Source organism: Burkholderia sp. 567, from assembly GCF_040545115.1.
Classification (GTDB): domain Bacteria; phylum Pseudomonadota; class Gammaproteobacteria; order Burkholderiales; family Burkholderiaceae; genus Burkholderia; species Burkholderia ambifaria.
Map to the genome: position 1 here is coordinate 873,007 of NZ_JBEPLG010000002.1, position 18,215 is coordinate 891,221.

Annotated in this window: 8 protein-coding genes; 2 read left to right on the forward strand and 6 right to left on the reverse strand. The window is 58.6% G+C overall.

The features are described 5' to 3' along the window. Window positions 1-155 precede the first annotated feature (155 nt). Genes ABIC50_RS09425 through ABIC50_RS09450 form a run of 6 tightly spaced genes read right to left on the reverse strand, consistent with a single transcriptional unit; the run spans window position 156 to window position 16,250 of the window. The gene (locus ABIC50_RS09425) at window positions 156-878 is read right to left on the reverse strand and encodes an HNH endonuclease (protein ID WP_354163363.1); all 723 of its coding nucleotides are present in this window, start codon (window positions 876-878) and stop codon (window positions 156-158) included. Beyond that, on the reverse strand, window positions 875-2,869 hold the full coding sequence (locus ABIC50_RS09430) for a hypothetical protein (protein WP_354163364.1): 1,995 nt from the start codon (window positions 2,867-2,869) through the stop codon (window positions 875-877). The genes ABIC50_RS09425 and ABIC50_RS09430 overlap by 4 nt, the downstream gene beginning before the upstream one ends. A gap of 8 nt (window positions 2,870-2,877) precedes the next feature. Next, entirely contained in the window at window positions 2,878-7,866 is a 4,989-nt protein-coding gene (locus ABIC50_RS09435; protein ID WP_354163365.1) for an Eco57I restriction-modification methylase domain-containing protein, read from the reverse strand. 4 nt (window positions 7,867-7,870) lie between these two features. Beyond that, window positions 7,871-10,723 (reverse strand): DUF8741 domain-containing protein, encoded by a 2,853-nt coding sequence (locus ABIC50_RS09440; RefSeq protein WP_354163366.1) that lies wholly within the window; start codon window positions 10,721-10,723, stop codon window positions 7,871-7,873. A 6-nt stretch (window positions 10,724-10,729) separates the two neighbouring features. Beyond that, complete coding sequence (locus ABIC50_RS09445; RefSeq protein WP_354163368.1) at window positions 10,730-16,057, reverse strand: DEAD/DEAH box helicase; 5,328 nt, start codon at window positions 16,055-16,057, stop codon at window positions 10,730-10,732. 16 nt (window positions 16,058-16,073) lie between these two features. Beyond that, window positions 16,074-16,250 carry a type II toxin -antitoxin system TacA 1-like antitoxin gene (locus ABIC50_RS09450; RefSeq protein WP_084636098.1) on the reverse strand — a complete coding sequence of 59 codons (177 nt, stop codon included), beginning with the start codon at window positions 16,248-16,250 and terminating at the stop codon, window positions 16,074-16,076. Between the two features lie 66 nt (window positions 16,251-16,316). On the opposite strand from ABIC50_RS09450, the gene ABIC50_RS09455 reads away from it, so the two are divergent. Then, window positions 16,317-17,099, forward strand: coding sequence for an SIR2 family NAD-dependent protein deacylase (locus ABIC50_RS09455; RefSeq protein WP_354163369.1), 783 nt, complete (start codon window positions 16,317-16,319; stop codon window positions 17,097-17,099). Window positions 17,100-17,211: 112 nt separating this feature from the next. Further along, window positions 17,212-18,210: a hypothetical protein gene (locus ABIC50_RS09460; RefSeq protein ID WP_354163371.1), complete on the forward strand. Its 999-nt coding sequence runs from the start codon at window positions 17,212-17,214 to the stop codon at window positions 18,208-18,210. Window positions 18,211-18,215: the final 5 nt, after the last annotated feature.

An 18,215-nucleotide genomic window follows, 5' to 3' on the forward strand; every position in this document is an offset into this window, starting at 1 on the left:
GCCGAATCTAAGCGGCCATTTTGTCATACTAGGCGATAATCGGCGTCCGCTCTTTTTTCCGGTGCCGAGACTTGGGTACTTGCCGCTCGGATAAATTTCCGCTCGAGGGTTTCGCCCACATTGCGGCGGAATGGGAAAGGGGCTACCCCATGCCGTCAAGGCGTCCGACGAAACTCGTTGGCGCGGTGAAACATCAGGTATGAGGCATGTCCAGGCTTGAGATTCGGAATAGTCCATTCTGACGAGACCCCAAGCTGAACTCTTGCAGCATACGACAACACGTCAGATATGAGTAAGGTTCCTTGGTCTGAAAACGAAATCCAACCACCGTCGAACAGCGCGTCAATATGTGGAGCGAGCAGAAACCCGTTGAACACATCCAGCCTCTCTTCGTCACTTTGACACTTAGCCCAAGGCTTGATGTGCGAGGCTCGTAGCAAGGCTGGGACGGCGAGGCCAGTTACGCAGCAGCGCCCCTGCCAATAATCCATCAGTGCACTTCGATACAAGTCTTGCCCGACACGTTGTACCGCCAGGCGCTCCGCCTCAGTAGTTTGCGGTAGATGCTTTTTCGCACGCCGAAACTGGTCGGCCACACGGTTCGGCATGGTTCTGGCGATGGTCGAGGCACGTTGGAGGACAGCGTAAAGCTTGTCCAAATCACTAACTGAGATTTCACTGGCGTCTGCGCCATCCAATAGGGCATCGTTCGAAGCCGAAACGCGAAGTGCGCCGTCCCACATTTGTACGAATATCGCTTCTGGAAACTGCGCCGAACGCAACTCCATCCCGCCGTCGGTCAGCAGAATAGGCGTGCGCTCAAAGCCACAGTCTGCAGCAGCTTTCTCGACGCGAAGGCGCTCAAGCGGCGCCATCATTCCCTCGGCTGCTCAAAACCTGGCAATTCAGGCAATAGCTCTCGTTTAAACAGAAGCTTTTCTTCGGCACCCGGCTCAAGCTCCAGCACAACATACCGGCCCCCGTGTACCTCGTCTGGCGGAGGTGAAGTAGTCGTCACGATGAACTGAAACGGGACACCATCCTCGCCAAGTTGCGCCGCAGCTTCGGACGCTACGAGAAAGAATTCTCTATACAGACGCTCGCTCATGTCGGCTTCTCGCGGACAGTCGTGAACCAGGAAACCCGGGTGGCTACTGACCTCAGACGTGGCGGAATCCAGCAAGCAGACGATGTCGCCGAGAAGTACCTCCAGAACCTGATAAGCCTCGCCACCACGCAAGACCCCAAACGGGCGCACCTCGTCGTCTGGAACAAATCGGGCGTGCCCTTCGGCCCCCAGCAACCGAGACGATACGCGAGCAGTTAGGGATTTGATTGCATCTACTCGTGCAGACCGCTGAGACCGTCGGTCGGCAATCGAAGTCCGAAGACGATTTAGCTCAGACTCAAGCTCCCGCTGCCGTTGCCGTGCCTGTATCAATTCAAACGTGTCAACCCCTTGAGCTCGTTGCGAATGCAACGCTTGCAGCTCGTCCCAGGACTTTTTCAGAAGGGTGTTGCTACTTTCGTTTGTTGCAATTCGAACACGGAGCCGCCGTAGCTCGGCCTTTTTCTCGGAGATTCGTTGAGATTGCTCCGAGACCGTAGTTGACGCACCTCGGAATTCAGCTTCACGGCGGGCAAGTTGTCGTGCGAGTTCCTGTGCATTCGCCTGCACTTCTTTCCCATCTCGATGCCACGTCAGGCTGGCAGCGTTTTTCCGGTCTTGGATATATTGGCATGCGGAAAACTCGATGTTGCCGTGGTCACATCGACTACCATCGAGTCCTTCCAACCGGTCACGAACCTTAGTCAACCGCTCAAAGTCTTCCCGGTTTGCGTCGACGAGTGCCTGCGCGATGCCCACCTCGGCCTCAGCCAGCCGCATCGTGTGATTGAGATTTGTGAGGCGAATTTGCTCTACTGCCAGTTGCTCCTCGACTTGCTCGACCTCACGTTCCCAGCGCTCCTCCACTTGCTGAGCGGTCTCGAAAGCGGCTAGAACGCGGGACTCGATGGACTGGCCAACGGTCGCAGCATACAGCGGCTCGTCTTCTCCGGCGCCAAGCCGGATACGTAGTTGACGGTCGGCATGGGCTAGAGCAAAAGCCGGCGCGCGTTCAAACTCTGGAATTCGTTCCTTCACTTGGTCGAACTGGATTTGCTTTGACTCAATCTCGCGAAGTAGTTGGTCCAGTTCCGCATCCACGAGGCCGAGAACAGACCCGACGAACAGTGGCGGGTCTCGCCGCGGTCTCGCGAAGCCTAAACCCTCGCCATCACGCCAGTGGTAGAACCCGTCAAACCGTGTTCGCTGGTCTCGTATACACCACGCCAACAGATGCCGCCATTTAAGTTGCTGATTCGTACCCGGCAACGATTGTGCCGTGAGGCGACCTATCGAGAACAGCTCCAGCGCATCGAGATATGCCTGGAAATCATTGGAGACATCTCCCTGAAGAAGCTGCTCTAGCGCTTCGCACTGTGCGGCAAGGGAATGGCTGTAGGCCCCATAGGGACGAAAGACCAACCACGTCACGCCCTCGATGTGGACCTTCGCCGCGACGCCTCCCTTCGGAAAGCCACTCGACGCCTTGTCGCGCAACGTCGAGATAGAAGGGGCGTCGTCACCCAGCACATATCGCATGAGAAGACACAGCGATGTCTTCCCAACCCCATGGCCTGCGCTGGACAGGCCAGGTGTCTCATTCGACGCCGACTCCTTGGCCCATACAATGTTCAGGCCTTGGTGCAAATCGATAACACGCGTCAGGACTAGAGGCTCCCGAGATTCGACCAGCCATACCGTCTCGACCCATAGTCGAGGATGCTTGTGAGCGGGTTTATATCCCTCGAGCCAGCGTGTCATTGTTCCTCCTATCTCGTGCCTGTCGACTTAGGCGTTGCAGAGCCATCATCTGTTGTCGTTCCCTCCAATGCAACGCGCCGCGAGTCGGCAGCGACCAGCAATCGAGCAATTCCGGTATGTTCTGGAAGTTGGGTTACATCTCCAGGAATCGCTCCGCTCCCCCGTCTGAATAACGACACGGCACCTTGCTGCTCACGCACAAGAACGGAAACAGCCTCCAGTCGCTGAACGATAGGGAGGACACGGTCAATCAACTGCACGAGACTCGAAGTCTCATGCGCGTCCAACAGTGACGTAAGCTGCTGCACCTCAGCTGGTTCCAGGTACTGAGCAGCTATTCCAGAACGAGCAATGAGGGATTGGAGTTCCGACACAGAGCAGCCCGCTGAGCAAACGTCCACAAGAGCGACTATGAGCCCCGCCAACTTTGCTTCTTCGGCATTTCGAATAAAACCTTGCTCGGAATATTGAACCCGCACGGCCGAAGCAGCCGACGCATATTGCGATGGCGTCGTGCTTTGTCGGTCCCACGCCTCAAGTACGAGACGCTGAGTGCGGTACTCCCCGAACTCGCGTATTTCATTGTTTCTGAGTACACGGAACGTTTCGCTGGGATAGTCGATGCCTATCACGCCGGCAGGGTCGAGGATATAGCGCAGCTCATCGCGGGTCAGTCCATAGAGGCGAGCGTAATAAGCGTCCAGCTCGGCGCGCAATTGAGCACGCCGTTCAGGGTTCCAGGCGAATGGTTGACCACGTTCGCCGGCGGGCCTATGGTCATACATAACCAAGTCGTTGGCCCAAGGCGTGAGGTCGTACGCTGTGTATGTCAGTTCCAAGACACGAGGGACGATGAATTCGAGTGCTGCGGAGGCGTACCCATCTGGCGGTAGCATGGGCAACTGCTTCAAATACCCGTAAGTGAGGTGCGTGCCCCCAACTTTCTGTCTCGCCACGTAATCGAAGGTCAATGAAAGCCAATTTCCAAGGAATGCTGCAACTTGGGGGGCACTCGCATTAGTAGAGAAAAGCGGCATCGTGTGGCCGACTCCCACCCGAGGCATGACAGACGCAATTACGGTTCTCTCATCCGTGCTACGGCAAATATCCCGCCACCCCATCAGCCAACGGGGACTACGGCAGTCCATCCAGCCATCAAGCAAGTCGAGCAACGCGCTTTCCTTCGGTGTAACGCGGAGTGCATCAGCCAAGACCGACAGCTCTTCGTCACAGAGACGTGTATTGAAGTTCTGGGTCGCCCATTTTGGAAACTCAGACAGGGCTTTCTTCGTCGTCAGGCCTTCGCCGCGCAGCGCATCGCCAAGACGCGGAAACTGAGATTGAAGCTGAACCTCGACGGTCGCGATATGGGGCTGCGCTTGGGTCGGCGTCCAGCCTTCTCCTTTGCGCGACGAAGCAGCAGCAACATGGAACAACTCACCAGCGACCCATTGTGCCAGCGCACGCTGCAAATCAGCCAGCGCGATGCTCACCCGTTCACGCTGTCCCGAATCCTGCGCTGAATGAAGTTCTAGCCAAGCGCGAGCCACTTTTGCTGGCACATTGGCAATGCGCGCGAGTACTTCCCGCTCGCTGACCCAGTAACGCGGACGCACGGTGTAGTCCGGGTCGACTTGCTGCAACGGGCTTAGGTCGACTGCATCTATCCCATCCGGCTTGTCGGGTGCATCCACGTAAGTCGCCCATCGGTGGTCAAATTGGTGAATCATCTTGGCTTCATACAGCGGCAGTCGCGGTGGCTTACCAATGGCTGCGGGTACGTCTCGGAACAGCTCACTGTCACCCGACATATGGAACATTGTCTGAAAGCGAATACCCCAAGGATTAGCCTCGGCTTTGAGTTGTTCTCCCTCTGGGCCGTACTGCGCTTCGCGGATGAGCACTGGCGCAGCGCGGTAGAGCTTCTTCGTCAATTCGGCATCGCGCTCACTGCGGAATACCGGACATGTACGAGTGTTGGGATTGATGAGGCCAAATTCGTCTGGCGTGAGCGTGAAGCGACGTCGGGAATCCTCCAGATGCTCTACACGGGTCGCAAAACAGACGAACTCCGACTGAGTTACGGCACCTAGCGTCAGCAGCGAAAATTTGTAGCTGCGATGCACTGCCGGGAATACGCCATTGCTATTTTCGAAGTCGTACAGACTGGCCAAGCGACCACTGCTGGCGATGTGACCGAAGTAGGCCTTGGTCGAGTCGTCTGTCGCAATGCCGGTCGGCACGATGAACCCTGCTCGCCCCGTCGACGCTGTTGCCTGCAAAAACGTCTCTGCAAACATGGCATAGGTGTTTACGTCACCCACGCCGGTGAGCGGGTAGCGCCGGCTATCGTGCGCATACAGGCTTGCAGCCTCGGCCCCGTGTCGTGCGGCGATGAAGCTGGCGTACAACGACATCTCAGCGCGGTTGGGCGGTGCCAAGCCTTCAGCGCGCTCGAGGTCGGGATTCACGTTATGCAGCAATACCCCCTCACGCAGCCATTCGATACGCTGGCTGCGTTCAGCTTTGTTCCTGGCCGTTGCCACTAGCGGGCTGCGTGTAGCAAAGAACTCTTCCTCCTGCAGCTTGATGCGCTCCCACGGCGGATTACCCAGCATGACCGAAAACCCACCGCGCGCTGCCACCTGCGGGAACGCGAGCCACCAGTGGAAAACGGCGTGCTGTCGGCACAGAGCTTGGGCCGCATCTTCCAATTCGGCCTTGGCAGGCTGCCCGCTGAGTACGCCCCACAGATAACCCGACAAAGGCACCACATTCTTTGTATCGGCTAACTTCGGTGCCAAGAAGGCTGCCACGTAAGTGTCGGCCAGTCGAGCAAATGTGCTGCGCTGTCCTTCGGCTTCGGCCGTTGCCCATGCCTGACGCTTCGCGGTCAGGTGTTCGGGGGTGTCGTCGTCCAGCGCTTCCACCGTCACAGCTTGCACAGCCAGGCCGGCTTGCGTCAGCAGGTCACCGCCCGCAATGGCACGCCAACTCTTCAGGTCAGCTTTGTTCTGCTTCTTTAGCGCACTCGCCGTTGCCTTGTCATCACCCGAAAGAACGGTATAAGCCTCATCAGGAATACCGTGTTCCAGTACCTTGGGGTCCAGCACTCCCAGCAGCGCGTCACCTACGCGGAGGTGGTGGTCGACAAAGCTCAAGGGGCGGTCTGGGGAATAGGCTTCCAGCCACAGCGCCGTCTTCGCGAGCTGGATGGCCATGGGATTCTTGTCCACGCCGTAGATGCAACGGCTAACCACATCGCGCAGCGCGTGACGATAGTCCAAGGGCGTCGGAGCGCCGCCTTCCCGCTCAGCCGCAGCACGACGCAGTGCGACCTCGTCGGCCAAGCGCCGGGCAGCGGCGAGCAGGAAGTGGCCGCTACCGCAGGCGGGGTCGCAAATAGTCAGCTCGAGCAGCGCCTCCACCGGGCGCTGCGGGTTGGTCTTGACGGTCTGCTCAATGACCGGCTCCAACGCGCTTGTGATGAGCTCTTGCACCAAGCTGTCGGGGGTGTAGTAGCTGCCTGTGAGCTTGCGGGTATTTCCTTTGGTGGACGCATCCGTTATCTCATCGCCCACGAACGCCAGACGAGCGGTGCCAGCGTGTGCAAGGCCTTGAAGGTCCGGTACAAGTTCCAGAAGGCTCTCATATACGCTTCCAAGCTCCTCCGGTCCCATGTCGCGGTAATTGACGCGGGATAGACTGCCGTCAGCGCGGAACCAGCCCAGCTCGAACACCGCAGTCAGCAGATAGCGATTTTCGAGTTCCGCGGCATCCAGGTGCCAGCACTGGTCGGTGTCGAACAGCCCGCCGATGGCAGGCAGGCCGAGTGCCGCCTCACCGTGCGCCAAGGCACGGAACGTGATGGTCAATGCCTGCCAGAGGTCTGCATGGCGGTCATGCTGGCTACGGCGAACCGCGCGCTCGCGCAGCCAGGTGAGCGAGTAGCCGTCAAGATACCGCGCCTTGGCCTCATCACTAGCGTCAGGTGCAAAGACCAGGCGTTCGCCACTGCCACGGTCGCGCCGGTCCTCCACGGTGGAAAGAAAAATGAGGCGGTAAACAAGGCGCAGTAGTTCTTCAAAAAAGGCCTGACGGTCATAGCCGCTTTCGGCATCCTGCAACGCTCCTCGCAACGAATGATTCGCATGGTGGGACAGGAACCCTGTCCCGAGCGCTCGCAACGCGTTCGCCACCTGGTTACGCAACTTGCCCCGCACAGTAACGCCGACCTGCTGGCCTGCATCGCGCCAACGCTCCCATGGACAATCGGTCGGCAAGGCTTCGGCGTTGCCGAAGCGGCTTGCGTGAGCCAGCAGCCAGAATGCACCGAAGTCAGCCAGCAGCTCCTCGGCGAAAATGGCTTCGAGGTCAACCTCGATATAGGCTGGACGCGTGAGGCTCGGGTTATCACGCAGAATGCGTAGAGAGAGCCCGTTGCTGACTAGCGCCCAAAGCGAATCATCGCTCGCGTTCAGCGCTTCCTGCGTCAGCATGAAGGGACTGCGGCGACGAATCTTGCCCGTGTCCGGGTTCGTTTCGCCAAACCGGTCGGCGGCGGTATCGAGCGATTCGTCGACACCAGCCAGCACCAGTGGCACCCGACCACCACTCCCGGCATGGCCAATGTTGTATTGGTGTCCAGCGACTTCAATGGGGGAATGACGGCCAATATCGTGGAAGTGCAGTACGTCTCGCAGGAGGGGAATCAGCCACTCACGCACCGTGACCTCATGTAGCCGCACGTCCTGGCGCTGTCGCAGTGCCTGAAAGTCCTGCCAGAGATTGAGTGCAATCTTGAAGTCGCGGGCAATTTCGTCGCGCAGCTTCAGACCCTTCGCAATGCGGTAATGACTCTCCGTCTGCTCAGTGTCCTTGGGGTCTGCAAGCAGAGTCAGGCGCGTCAGTTCGTCGGCCGGAATGAGGCCGCCTTCGATACGGATGGCACGGTAGGTCAGCTGATGCGTTTTCCGCGTTGAATTCAATCGGGCCATCGCGTCAGGCTCCCGTCGTAGCCGCTGCTGCATCCGGCAGCAACACGTAGACGCCTATCACGTCGACCGGCAAACTGGCAGTCACCTGGTAGCTCCCTCGACCTTCCGAAGCTTCGCGCACACGGCGGTGGTCTTGCAACAGTGCTTGGGCACGCGTCTGGGCAATGGCTTCGAGTTGCGGTTGCCAGCCCGGCAAGGTGTCCAGGGCGGATTGCAACTGGCGGTCGCGAAGTGGCGCGGGCATATTCCGGGTGGCCTCGGCACCCAGCAGGGCTCGGGCCTGGTCAGCAGAAAGTTCCGTCAAAGGTTTATTTCCGGATGCGGCTACGGCGACAGCCTCTTCGCACATCAGTAGGCGTGTATTAGCGCCATGTGTCACCGTCAGTTGATGACGAATGCGCAACAGCATGACGGTCGTTTTGAGCGAGACGTGATTGACAAAAGCGCTGCCTGCACGCGCGACGGTGGTATCTTCAATTGCGTACGCGGCGTCATCTAGTGCCCGTTCGAGCAGCGTGTCAGCCAGGACGGCTACCAGCGGGTGAGTACGGTGAATGAAGCTCGCGCCCTGCGCGGGCGGCTGGTGAAAATCGATACGCAAAGTGTCGGTCAGTCCCTCGACAGCCAGTCGTTCACGTACGGAGGCAGGCAGGTGCTCCGTTAGCAACTTGAAGTGGTCATTAACTGGCTGCAGGGGTGCGCCGAGCTGGCTAGCAGCGCGGCTAACGAAGCGCGCGACGTCTGCTTCACCGCCAAGAACCGCAGCGGTCTTTTGCCACTCAGGCAGTACATCCTCTGGTCTCAACCGGCGTTGGGCGAAAATGGAGCGATTCTGCCTGGCTTTTTCGCGGGCACTTTCCCACGCAAGTTCAATCTCCCTCGCTGGCTCGCTGAACAGGTCAAGCTCTGCCTGCATGCCGATTGATGCCCCCTTGCGCAACAGCACGGCATTCATCAGCGCCTGCGTGAGTTTGCCCTCATTGTCTGGCATTGGCACGAGTATGCCGAGTTCCTTGCGGATGCTTTCCGCCTTGCGCAGGATAACCTGCAGCACCGCGCCGTCGACCGGATTGTCCTCGCCGTAGAGCATGGTGCTGCGCACCTCACGGGCCTTCTGCCCGAAACGGTCCACGCGTCCCTCCCGCTGCTCGTGTCGGGTCGGGTTCCAGCTCAGGTCGTAGTGCACAACGGCCGTGAAGAGGCCCTGCAGGTTGATACCTTCAGAAAGGCAGTCTGTCGCGACAAGAATGCGCGTATCGCTTTCGCCCAGTCGCTCGACGGCATCTTCACGTTCATCGGGCGTCAACTCACCCGTTACCGCCTTAACCGTTGCGGACTTGAATTTCTCCTGCAATGCAGTCTCGAGGTAGTGCGCTGTTGCGATGTAACGGCAGAAAACAACGGGCTGAAAACCGGCCTTCAGCAACAACGCGAGGTGTTCCTGCAATTTGGCGAGCTTCGGGTCGTTTTGCTGACCGGTCAGTGCTGTAGCGCTGGCTATCAGCGCCTGCAGACGCTCACTGTCTTCAGTCTGCGCACCCGGTTCAATGTCGTCTGTCGACAAGGCGTCATCTGTGCCATCAAGCACACGGTCACTGGCTTGTGCCTCGAGCTCTTCGAGAGGTATGCCGTCAGATGCATCAGTGTCTCCAGCAACGCCGGCCAACCGTGTACGCAAGGCGTTAACTGCCGCAGCCGGCGACGACGAGATGCAGCGAAGCAACGCCAGCGCCGCCCACCAGTTCATGCGTTGCTCACGCAGCCCCTGACTCTCGGAGCGCTCAACAAGTTCGCGCGCGTAGGAAAGCACGTCGTTGAACAGCTTGCCCCATGCGCCTGTGAGTCGATAAGTAATCTCGGCAGTGAGACGCTCGGGAAACATCGATGTATCCTGCCACTCGGCAATGTCAGGCCGGCGGCGCTGGACAAAGTGACGCGCCAGGGCCTCACGCAAGTCGCTACGCTGGTCGGCTGGCATATCCTTTAGCTGCGCGAAATCTGGGCGCAGCAGGCCGAGCAGGTTGAAAAAGGCATCCTCGTCGCCGCTGTGCGGGGTGGCGGTCAACAAAACCAGATGCCTCTCGGCGTCATCGGCGAGTCCTTTGAGCAACTGATACCGCTGCTGGCGTCCTTGGCCCGCCTGAGTGCACGTGTGCGCCTCGTCGACGATGACGAACTCCGGGCAATGACGCTGGAATGCTTCCCGGCGTCGCTCGGACTTGATGTAGTCCAGACTGACCACCGTGTACGGGTGAGCGTGAAACAGCGACGTGCCGGGCGGAAGGTCGCGCTCGAGCCGGTCTGCGGTGTTCGACCGCACGACGACCGCGTGAACATGAAAGCGCTCGGCGAGTTCGCGCTGCCATTGCTCGCATAGATGGGGAGGGCACAGCACGGTAAGGCGCTGGATTTCTCCGCGGTCTAGCAGTTCGCGGGCGATGAGCGCACCTTCAATCGTCTTGCCTATACCCACGTCATCAGCAATCAGCAGGCGCACGGTCGGCAGCTTGAGTGCCATCAGCAATGGCACAAGCTGGTAAGCACGCGGCTCGACAGCGATGTTGCCGAAGCTGCGGAATGGACCGGCGCCGCTACGCAGCTTCAACTGCAGGGCATCGAGCAGCATCTGGCTGGCCGTATGGTTACGCGCCTGCGCAACGGTCGGCCAAGGGAACGTCGCAGGCCGAACCGTCTGTGGCTTTTCAAGCGGCAGGTAGATAAGCGTCTCGTCATGCTCAGCCCCACCCAGAGGACGCAGTCGCAGCGTCTCTGCGGTGGATTCGGGCAAAACAACCCATTCCCGGCCACGTGCCGAAATCAGGGAACCCGGATGAAACTCCGGCGTCGGTGCATTCATGTTTAATCAAACCTTCCCGGGACCAAACAGGTCTACGTTCTTCTTGAAGATGTCAGCCCAGGACGTTTTTTCCTTGGGGAAACGAACGACCAGATAGCCAAGCGCATCTAGCTGTTGATTGATATTTGCGTCCCGCTGACGCTGCGTCTCTGTCTCGTGATGTGGCCCATCGATAAAGACAGCGAGATGCAGGTCATCGTAAAAAAAATCGGCGCAGCAAGCAGCAACTGCAATGGTGTACTGTCCACGGTCCGGCTTGCGGAAGCCGTGCTCGGAAACGTAATCCAACCAGGACTGCTCCAACGTGCTACCAGCGGTACGCGCCAGTTCTGCGTCATGCTGACCAGGATCTCGCCCCTGAGTCCCCTGTTTCGTCCCGGCTTGCGTCAGACGACACAGGATGTCCAGCACCAGACCTCCAGCCTCGGCGTCTTTCCTGTCGATGAGTTGATGGTCGGGCTGGTTGTAGTACGAAAGCAGGCATCGGTAGCAACCTGCCTCGCAAATCGGATTGCCGTGCTCGAGCTCTTCCGTCAGCGTCTCCCGCTGCCATGGCGCACCGGAAGCAGGAGGCAAGAAATGCATGACTTCGAGCGCCTTGACCGCTACAGCGGACATCGCCGCCGGCTCAGTGGCGATGCGTGTCAGGACGCCAGCACCACCTTCCGCCGCCTCGAAGAACAGGATGGATTGCCGGTTGTCGCGCGTAGGCAAGGGTTCTGCCATCAGTTCGCTTTCTTCCAGCTGATAGACCGCCTCGATACCCCGTTTGAGTGCGTACTGCAGCGTCGTCAACGTTGTGGAGGATAGTTCACCTAGGCAGAAATGCGGGCGAATAATGAGAATGTTTCGCCGGTCTTCCACATACGGAACGATACGCTGCGGCGGCGTCTTGTCTGGCGGTGCCTCAGCCTCGCTTTCCGATTCGCCATTGCCATCGTCAACACCACCGACCCAGTGGCCCGTGACCGGGTTCATCATGAAACCCTGGATAGCCTTTTCCTTGCGCCGCCGCCAACCAAAGTTCATGCGCCAGACCGTGGCGGTCGGACCATATTGCATCTCCAGCAACGGTCCCTGGTCATCTTCGACCAAAGTGGTGACCATCTGAAGCTTGCCGTCAGCCTCAGCAAACTGCAGTGTGGTCTGCATCTCGTAACCTTGGCGAACGCGCTCTTCCTCATTGGCCGTAATACGCTCGGCACGCTTGGTCGACACGTTTTCAATGCGATACAGATTCTTCACTTCCTGGGCACCGGCCAGCGATGCGCCGCATGAAATGCAGCGGTCCGCATCGCGTTGGGAACGAAAATGGCCGTAACCGCACGCAGGGCACAGGCGAGCAACTTCGGTGGGCAAGCGTGCCCCGTCGCTGATTTGGTCTTTCCCCGTGATGGTCAGCAATGCCTTGATGACCCGGTACTGGCTGCCCTCGTGATAGATAAGGCTATAGGGACCAAACTCTCCCAGTGCGAGGAAGCGTGGGCGAGACAGGAAACTCTCGCGCCCGATGCTGCCGCGACGGGCAGGCAGGTAGGCAAGCAACGGCAAGCGCGGGAAGTTATACCCCGGCAAAAAGCCTTGGCTCGCCATATAGCGATATGTATAGAAGTCGCTGTTGAAAGCGCTGTCGCCGGCTAGGAGCAGGTCGCGCTGCTTACGCGCTTCATTGTGTCGCTGCTGAGCTTCGCGTCGCTCCCGTTCATTGGCCGCGGGGTTGTTCTCAATCTTGAAGTTGAGGTCAATGGCCTGCGCGGTGGCTCGATAAAGGTCGCGCCAACGCTGCAGTGCCCCGTTGAACTCGATAAATGCGCGTTGGAAGACAGTCTCGGCCCACTCCTCGCTGAACCACGGCGCTCTTTGCGCAGTCAACTCCCCTTTCAGCATGGCCAGCACCTTGAGCCCACGCTTATGGGCACGCAGCTTCGCTTCCGGCCTATCAAGGTCGGAGGCAACATCTTCCGCGACAGGTAGCGCCTCCGGCTGGTTCATGTCCAGCAGGTCACGTACGCTGTTGCCGAGTTTCCTGCCCGTTTCGGCTAGCCAGATGGCATGCATATGGCTCTTGATGAGCTCCAGGTTGGCCAGGTCGAGCGTTGGCGCATTAACCTGGCCATGCACCATTCGAACCGGGTCGCTGAAGTAATACTGATCGTGTGGACTCTGTGCCGCACAGTAGGTAATAACGAGCGCTGGCTGCCCCGCGCGCCCGGCTCGACCACTGCGCTGCGCATAGTTTGCCGGCGTCGGCGGCACGTTGCGCATGTACACCGTATTCAGCGAAGAAATGTCGACGCCGAGTTCCATCGTCGGCGAGCAGAACAGCACCGGCAGCCACTCAAGCGCCATGCCGGTCTTCTCCTGCCACTCAGCCTTGTCCTTTTCCGTGAAGCGAAAGCGTGCTTCCCGCTCCATCCGGTCTTCCTGTTCAACCTGGGCGGTATGTTCGCGAGCTTCAAAATCGAAAAGCTGATGGACCGGACTGTCCAGCAATGCCGCAATGTTCTGGTATAGCCCCTGGAAAAAAACGTTGTTGTTCGACGGTGTGGTGCTTTGCCCATTGCCGGACGCCCAGACGAGCGCTGAACCATTTAACTGCCAACCCACCAAGCCAACATCGGTTTCGTCCTTGCGCACAAGACCATAAGATTCGGCGGCTTTCAGGAGCGCCGCAATAACATCCGGATAGGTCTGGTCGTTGAGGTCCGTAGAAAACGGATTGCTACCTCCCCAGGTACTAGCCCTGCGGAGCTCTCTGCCCAAACGGGAGCGGCTGGAACCAATAACCAGGAAGTCGTCCAGAATCAGACGTCGGCCCCGCCGGTCAACCTCCTCACGGGGCCGTCGCGTGACAAACCATTTGGCCGGCTGTGGACGCTCGTCTTCGGTAAAGCCCCATGGCTCACGAAGATTTGCATAGCTTTGGGTGCGCAACTGCTCGAGCTCGCCGCGGTCAAGGTAGCGCGTAGCGATACAGAGCCCCTGCCGCATGAAGTTAAAGAGCACTCGCAATACTGCGGCCCGCTCCGCAGGCTTGGCTGCCTGCAGCACCCGGGGGGCATCAGCCCACTCGTCACTATCAGCAGCAAGGTCATCTATGTCCTGATAGTCGATGCGAATCAGCCCGAGTTGCTCCAGGTTGGGATTGTTGAATCGCCAGCCACGATGTAGGTCAAAATAGCTGCGGTAACCCAGGATGCCGCGCATCGCCTCTTGCACCTGGCGTCGTGCATTGCCTTTCACTTCAGGTTGCTGCATGTACTCCGCACGAACGCCGAGGTCATCACGATGGAAGCCCAGCGCTTCAAAAACAGCATTGGCGATTTCCTTTTCGCCGAGCACTTTCGACGAAGATTGGTTGACTGCGGAGAGTAGCGCTGAGCGAGTCAGGAGTACCTGAAGGAAGTCGTTGAAGTGCCCAGCCTGCAGCGCGGCATCCTGCCGGTTATCAGAAAAGCCCAGCACTTTTTTGGCATCAGGCGTTAGTTCTTGGTCCTGCTCATAGAGATACCGTAGCGCCGAGAGCGTTAGCATCGTCGTCGCAGAACTCCGGCCTTCACCGGATAGCGACGTCAGGCGCAACGCATCCTTGCCTGCCGTTGCATGGGTGGCCCCACACGCCGGACAGAAGCGGAAAGCACCGGGGATAAACCAGGCATCCAGGCCAATGCCATCTGTTTTCACGCCATCCGGCCGAACACGCACCTCTTGGGGAACGAACTTGCGCTTGTCCGTCTTGACACGCCAGTCCCCATCGCTCCGCTCTTCAATCCAGCCCTCGGGGTAACGCTCAGGGTCTGACGGGTCCCAGTTATCCAGTCCTGGCATCAGGAAGCCGAACCGAACCTCCTCATCGTCGTGCTGACGCTCGTCGATACTGCGCACGTTGAAGGTGCGACCTTCGGCGCCATTCGTGTCCCAGACCGGCATGAACTCCTGGCCGCAATCCCGACAGAAATGGACGTGGTAATAGCGCCGGACACGGTCGGTATCGCCCGCAACGAACTGCTGTCCATCGAGCGTGATGGCACGGTGTCGAGCTGCTTCCAGCGTCGCGTAGACCTTGCCACCGCCGGCGATAAACTGGTGAAGCTTGAATGCAAATAGTGATTTGCCGGTCTCATCCTGAACTGCGTAGGCGAGTAGCATAAATTTCTGGAGATAGTCCAGGCAGGCATCGACGGATTCGCCCGACACCTCATGCAGCTTCTGCGCTGCGTCAGCAAGTTTCTGGGGACGTGCGCGCCTCGGCTTGTCACCCTCGTAATCCAGTCCCAAAGTCAATTCGACCCAAACGGAAACCGGATGCGACGCTAGACCAGCAAAATCGGCGACCTCAGGTACGCCGGCGCGAATAGCCTCAGCTAGGCGGGGTGAAACAGTCGCAATGGTTTCTTGTTCTGGCGTGACACGGCGCAGCGTTTCGGTAACGATGTTCCGGTCAGGGATGTTCGTGCCAAACAGTCGCGATGCAACGTCCGCGACGATGGCGTTCCGCTCCATCTGCGTACCTTCGGTAGCCATTGTGGCTGAGGTACCGATGCAAATTAGGTTTTCGGAAAGTGCTTCTCGCACCCGACGAACGAGGAGCGCGACATCGGCACCCTGCCGCCCCCGGTAGGTGTGAAGTTCATCCAGAACGAGAAAGCGCAGGCCTTTGGCATTGCGCATCACCGCCTTGTCGATGTCATTCTGCCTGGTCATCAGCAGCTCGAGCATCATAAAGTTGGTGAGCAGAATGTCAGGCGGGTTGGCTGCCATGGCCTGGCGCTCTTCATCAGACTCCTGGCCCGTGTAGCGTCCAAAAGTTACAGCGCGCTCGGCTGGATTTGAGCCGAGGAATTTTTTCAGTTCTTCCAGCTGCGAGTTAGCCAGCGCGTTCATCGGGTAAATGACAATCGCCCGGGTACGTGAAGTCGAGTCAACCGCCTTGGCTTTAAGGCATTCGTCGATGATGGGGATGAAGTAACTGAGTGACTTGCCTGAACCCGTGCCCGTCGTCAGGACATAGCTTTCGCTGGCTGCAGCGAGGCTGATGGCCTCTGCCTGGTGCTTATGCAGGGGCAAGGAAACCCCCGCAGATGAGGCAGATTTCCCGAGTCGAAAAATATCCGCACACTGGGCGCTTAGCTGTCCGGCAGCGACGAACTCTTCGACCGTGCCGCCAGACTTGAAGTTCGGATTTATCTGGATGAGCGGCGCAGGCCAGTAGCGCTGGCTGGCGTATTGCTCATCGACAAAGTTCCGAATGTCATCGGCCCGGATACGCGTAAAGCTACGAGTGAACTGCTCGTATTCGTCGACAATGTGCTGGCGAAACTGAAAGACGTCCATCCTTCCCCCGGTAGATTTAGCGGCCCAGTGGCCGTTTGGCCGGAATCGTTATGCTGTGTTCGCCACAGTGTTGTCGAACGAGCACTTCTATGAAGTTGGCAATCGTCCTGTGCTCTCTCTCGGCGGCCAATCGAATCAACTCCTTCAACTCGGGTGTAATCCGGAGATTCAAGGTGTCGGACTTACGTTCCATAGGTCGGCTCGCCAGAGAAAAATGTACCGCAATTGTAACGCTGATGGGTGTTGCGCCGGCGAATCAATGGTGGAAAGGCTGCTCATCACCGCAGGCGCTGGCATGGGGGTGGATTCCGGGCTACCCGACTTCCGGGGAACGGAAAGCTTCTGGCGTGCATACCCGGCGCTGCGCCACTATGGATTTTCGTTTGAGGACATCGCCAACCCCGCGGGCTTTGCGAGCAATCCGCGCCTGAGCTGGGGATTCTATGGTCACCGCCTCGCGCTCTATCGCGCGACCGTTCCTCATGCCGGCTTTGGCATTCTGCTCAGGTGGGCGTCGGCGATGAAGCACGGCGCTTTCGTGTTCACCAGCAACATCGACGGCCAGTTTCAGAAGGCAGGATTCGATGAACAGCACATTGTGGAATGCCACGGCACCATCCACCGGCTTCAATGCGTCGAGGCTTGCATCGATGAGACGTGGTCTGCTAACGACTTCATGCCGGTCGTCAACGAAGCGACATGTCTGCTCGAGAACGAAATGCTGAGGTGTCCACATTGCGGAGGTCTCGCGAGGCCGAACATTCTTATGTTCGGAGACTCGCAATGGGTGGAGAAGCACGCGGAAAGGCAGGAAAACCAGCTCGCGTCCTGGCTCAAACGCGGCCGGCGCCGGGTAGTGGTCGAGGTGGGCGCTGGCCGAGCGGTACCGACCGTGAGGCGATTTAGTGAAAGGCATGGCCCTCGTGTCACCCGCATCAACCCACTGGAATCAGGGATACCGATTGCAGTCGGAGTAGGAGTGGCATGCGCGGCGCGAGACGCGCTGCAACAAATCGACAATGAACTCCGCCGACAAGCATGAGCATTTCCCCTTCAGTAACCGTCGACTTTTCCGTTAACGAGAATGGGCCTTTGTGCAAAATGCGAGCCCCCATTGCTGGCTCGAACCGACTTCTACCAAGAGTTGAACTGTCGTGAACCGTACTGACTACCTCGAAGATAAAGACGTTCAGGATTTCGTCGCCTTCCTGGCTGGCGTCATCGACGGCAAGTCCCTCGGGCTTTCCATCGGATTTTCCAGAAATCAACTTTATGATGGCTTTGAAGACAAGTTCCCGGGTGGCTACCACGACTACCGGAATGGTGGCGGTCCGGTCTACGTGGTGCGCGCCGAAAGTCTTGAAAGCCTTTTTGATATGTATTGGTGGAACCGAAAGGACTTTGAGGGCAACATGCTTGCGCTCAGCGCAGTCAGCCAGAAAATCAAGGAAGCCATTGAGGGCGAGAATAGCTCGCGTGCGCACAAGCTCGCCGAAGCGGCATGTCACGAAGTGATGAAGTGGGGCTTTGGAGAAAAACGTCGCGCGTACGCCGCAAATATCAGTTGGGCAAAGCAACAGGGACAAGCCCTCCCCCATGTCCTGCGTATGGGGCGAGAAGCATTGAGCGGAGACAATCCGGACATTGAGGCTTTCGGCGGCAGTGAGAGCAGCCACACCCACTCGCCGCGAATGAATGCCGGCTGGACGAAGTACTACGCGCTGGCACTTCCCAATCACATTATTTACGATGGTCGCGTTGGGGCTGCCCTTGGGTTCCTCGTGCAACGATACCTGGCCTCCCTGTCCCACTTTGCAGGCGTTCCGGAGAAGCTCCAGTTCCTGTGGGCCAACGGTGATGGCGGCCGCACGCTGCGCGACCCGTCCACTGGCGGACACCAGTTTAGCAAGCTGTATGGCGGATGCTACGGTTCCAAATCCTGGGCCCGAGTGAACGTCTGGGCCAACTGGATTCTTTCTGACGCACGTGACAAAGCCGGTGCGGAATGGTGCGCAGGGCCTGATGGGCTTCGTAGGCTGGAGGCGTCGCTTTTCATGCTTGGGTATGATTTCTATCGGTTTCGTGATTCGCATAGCGGCAGAGGAACCGACCAGCTCCGCAGGGCAAGGAGAGGTACCAGCGAAGCTGCCTAACAGCT

Excerpts from the sequence above, each read along its gene's own strand:
- ABIC50_RS09425 (WP_354163363.1), bottom strand. The coding sequence starts at position 878 with ATGATGGCGCCGCTTGAGCGCCTTCGCGTCGAGAAAGCTGCTGCAGAC.
- ABIC50_RS09430 (WP_354163364.1), bottom strand. The coding sequence starts at position 2,869 with ATGACACGCTGGCTCGAGGGATATAAACCCGCTCACAAGCATCCTCGA.
- ABIC50_RS09435 (WP_354163365.1), bottom strand. The coding sequence starts at position 7,866 with ATGGCCCGATTGAATTCAACGCGGAAAACGCATCAGCTGACCTACCGT.
- ABIC50_RS09440 (WP_354163366.1), bottom strand. The coding sequence starts at position 10,723 with ATGAATGCACCGACGCCGGAGTTTCATCCGGGTTCCCTGATTTCGGCA.
- ABIC50_RS09445 (WP_354163368.1), bottom strand. The coding sequence starts at position 16,057 with ATGGACGTCTTTCAGTTTCGCCAGCACATTGTCGACGAATACGAGCAG.
- ABIC50_RS09450 (WP_084636098.1), bottom strand. The coding sequence starts at position 16,250 with ATGGAACGTAAGTCCGACACCTTGAATCTCCGGATTACACCCGAGTTG.
- ABIC50_RS09455 (WP_354163369.1), top strand. The coding sequence starts at position 16,317 with ATGGTGGAAAGGCTGCTCATCACCGCAGGCGCTGGCATGGGGGTGGAT.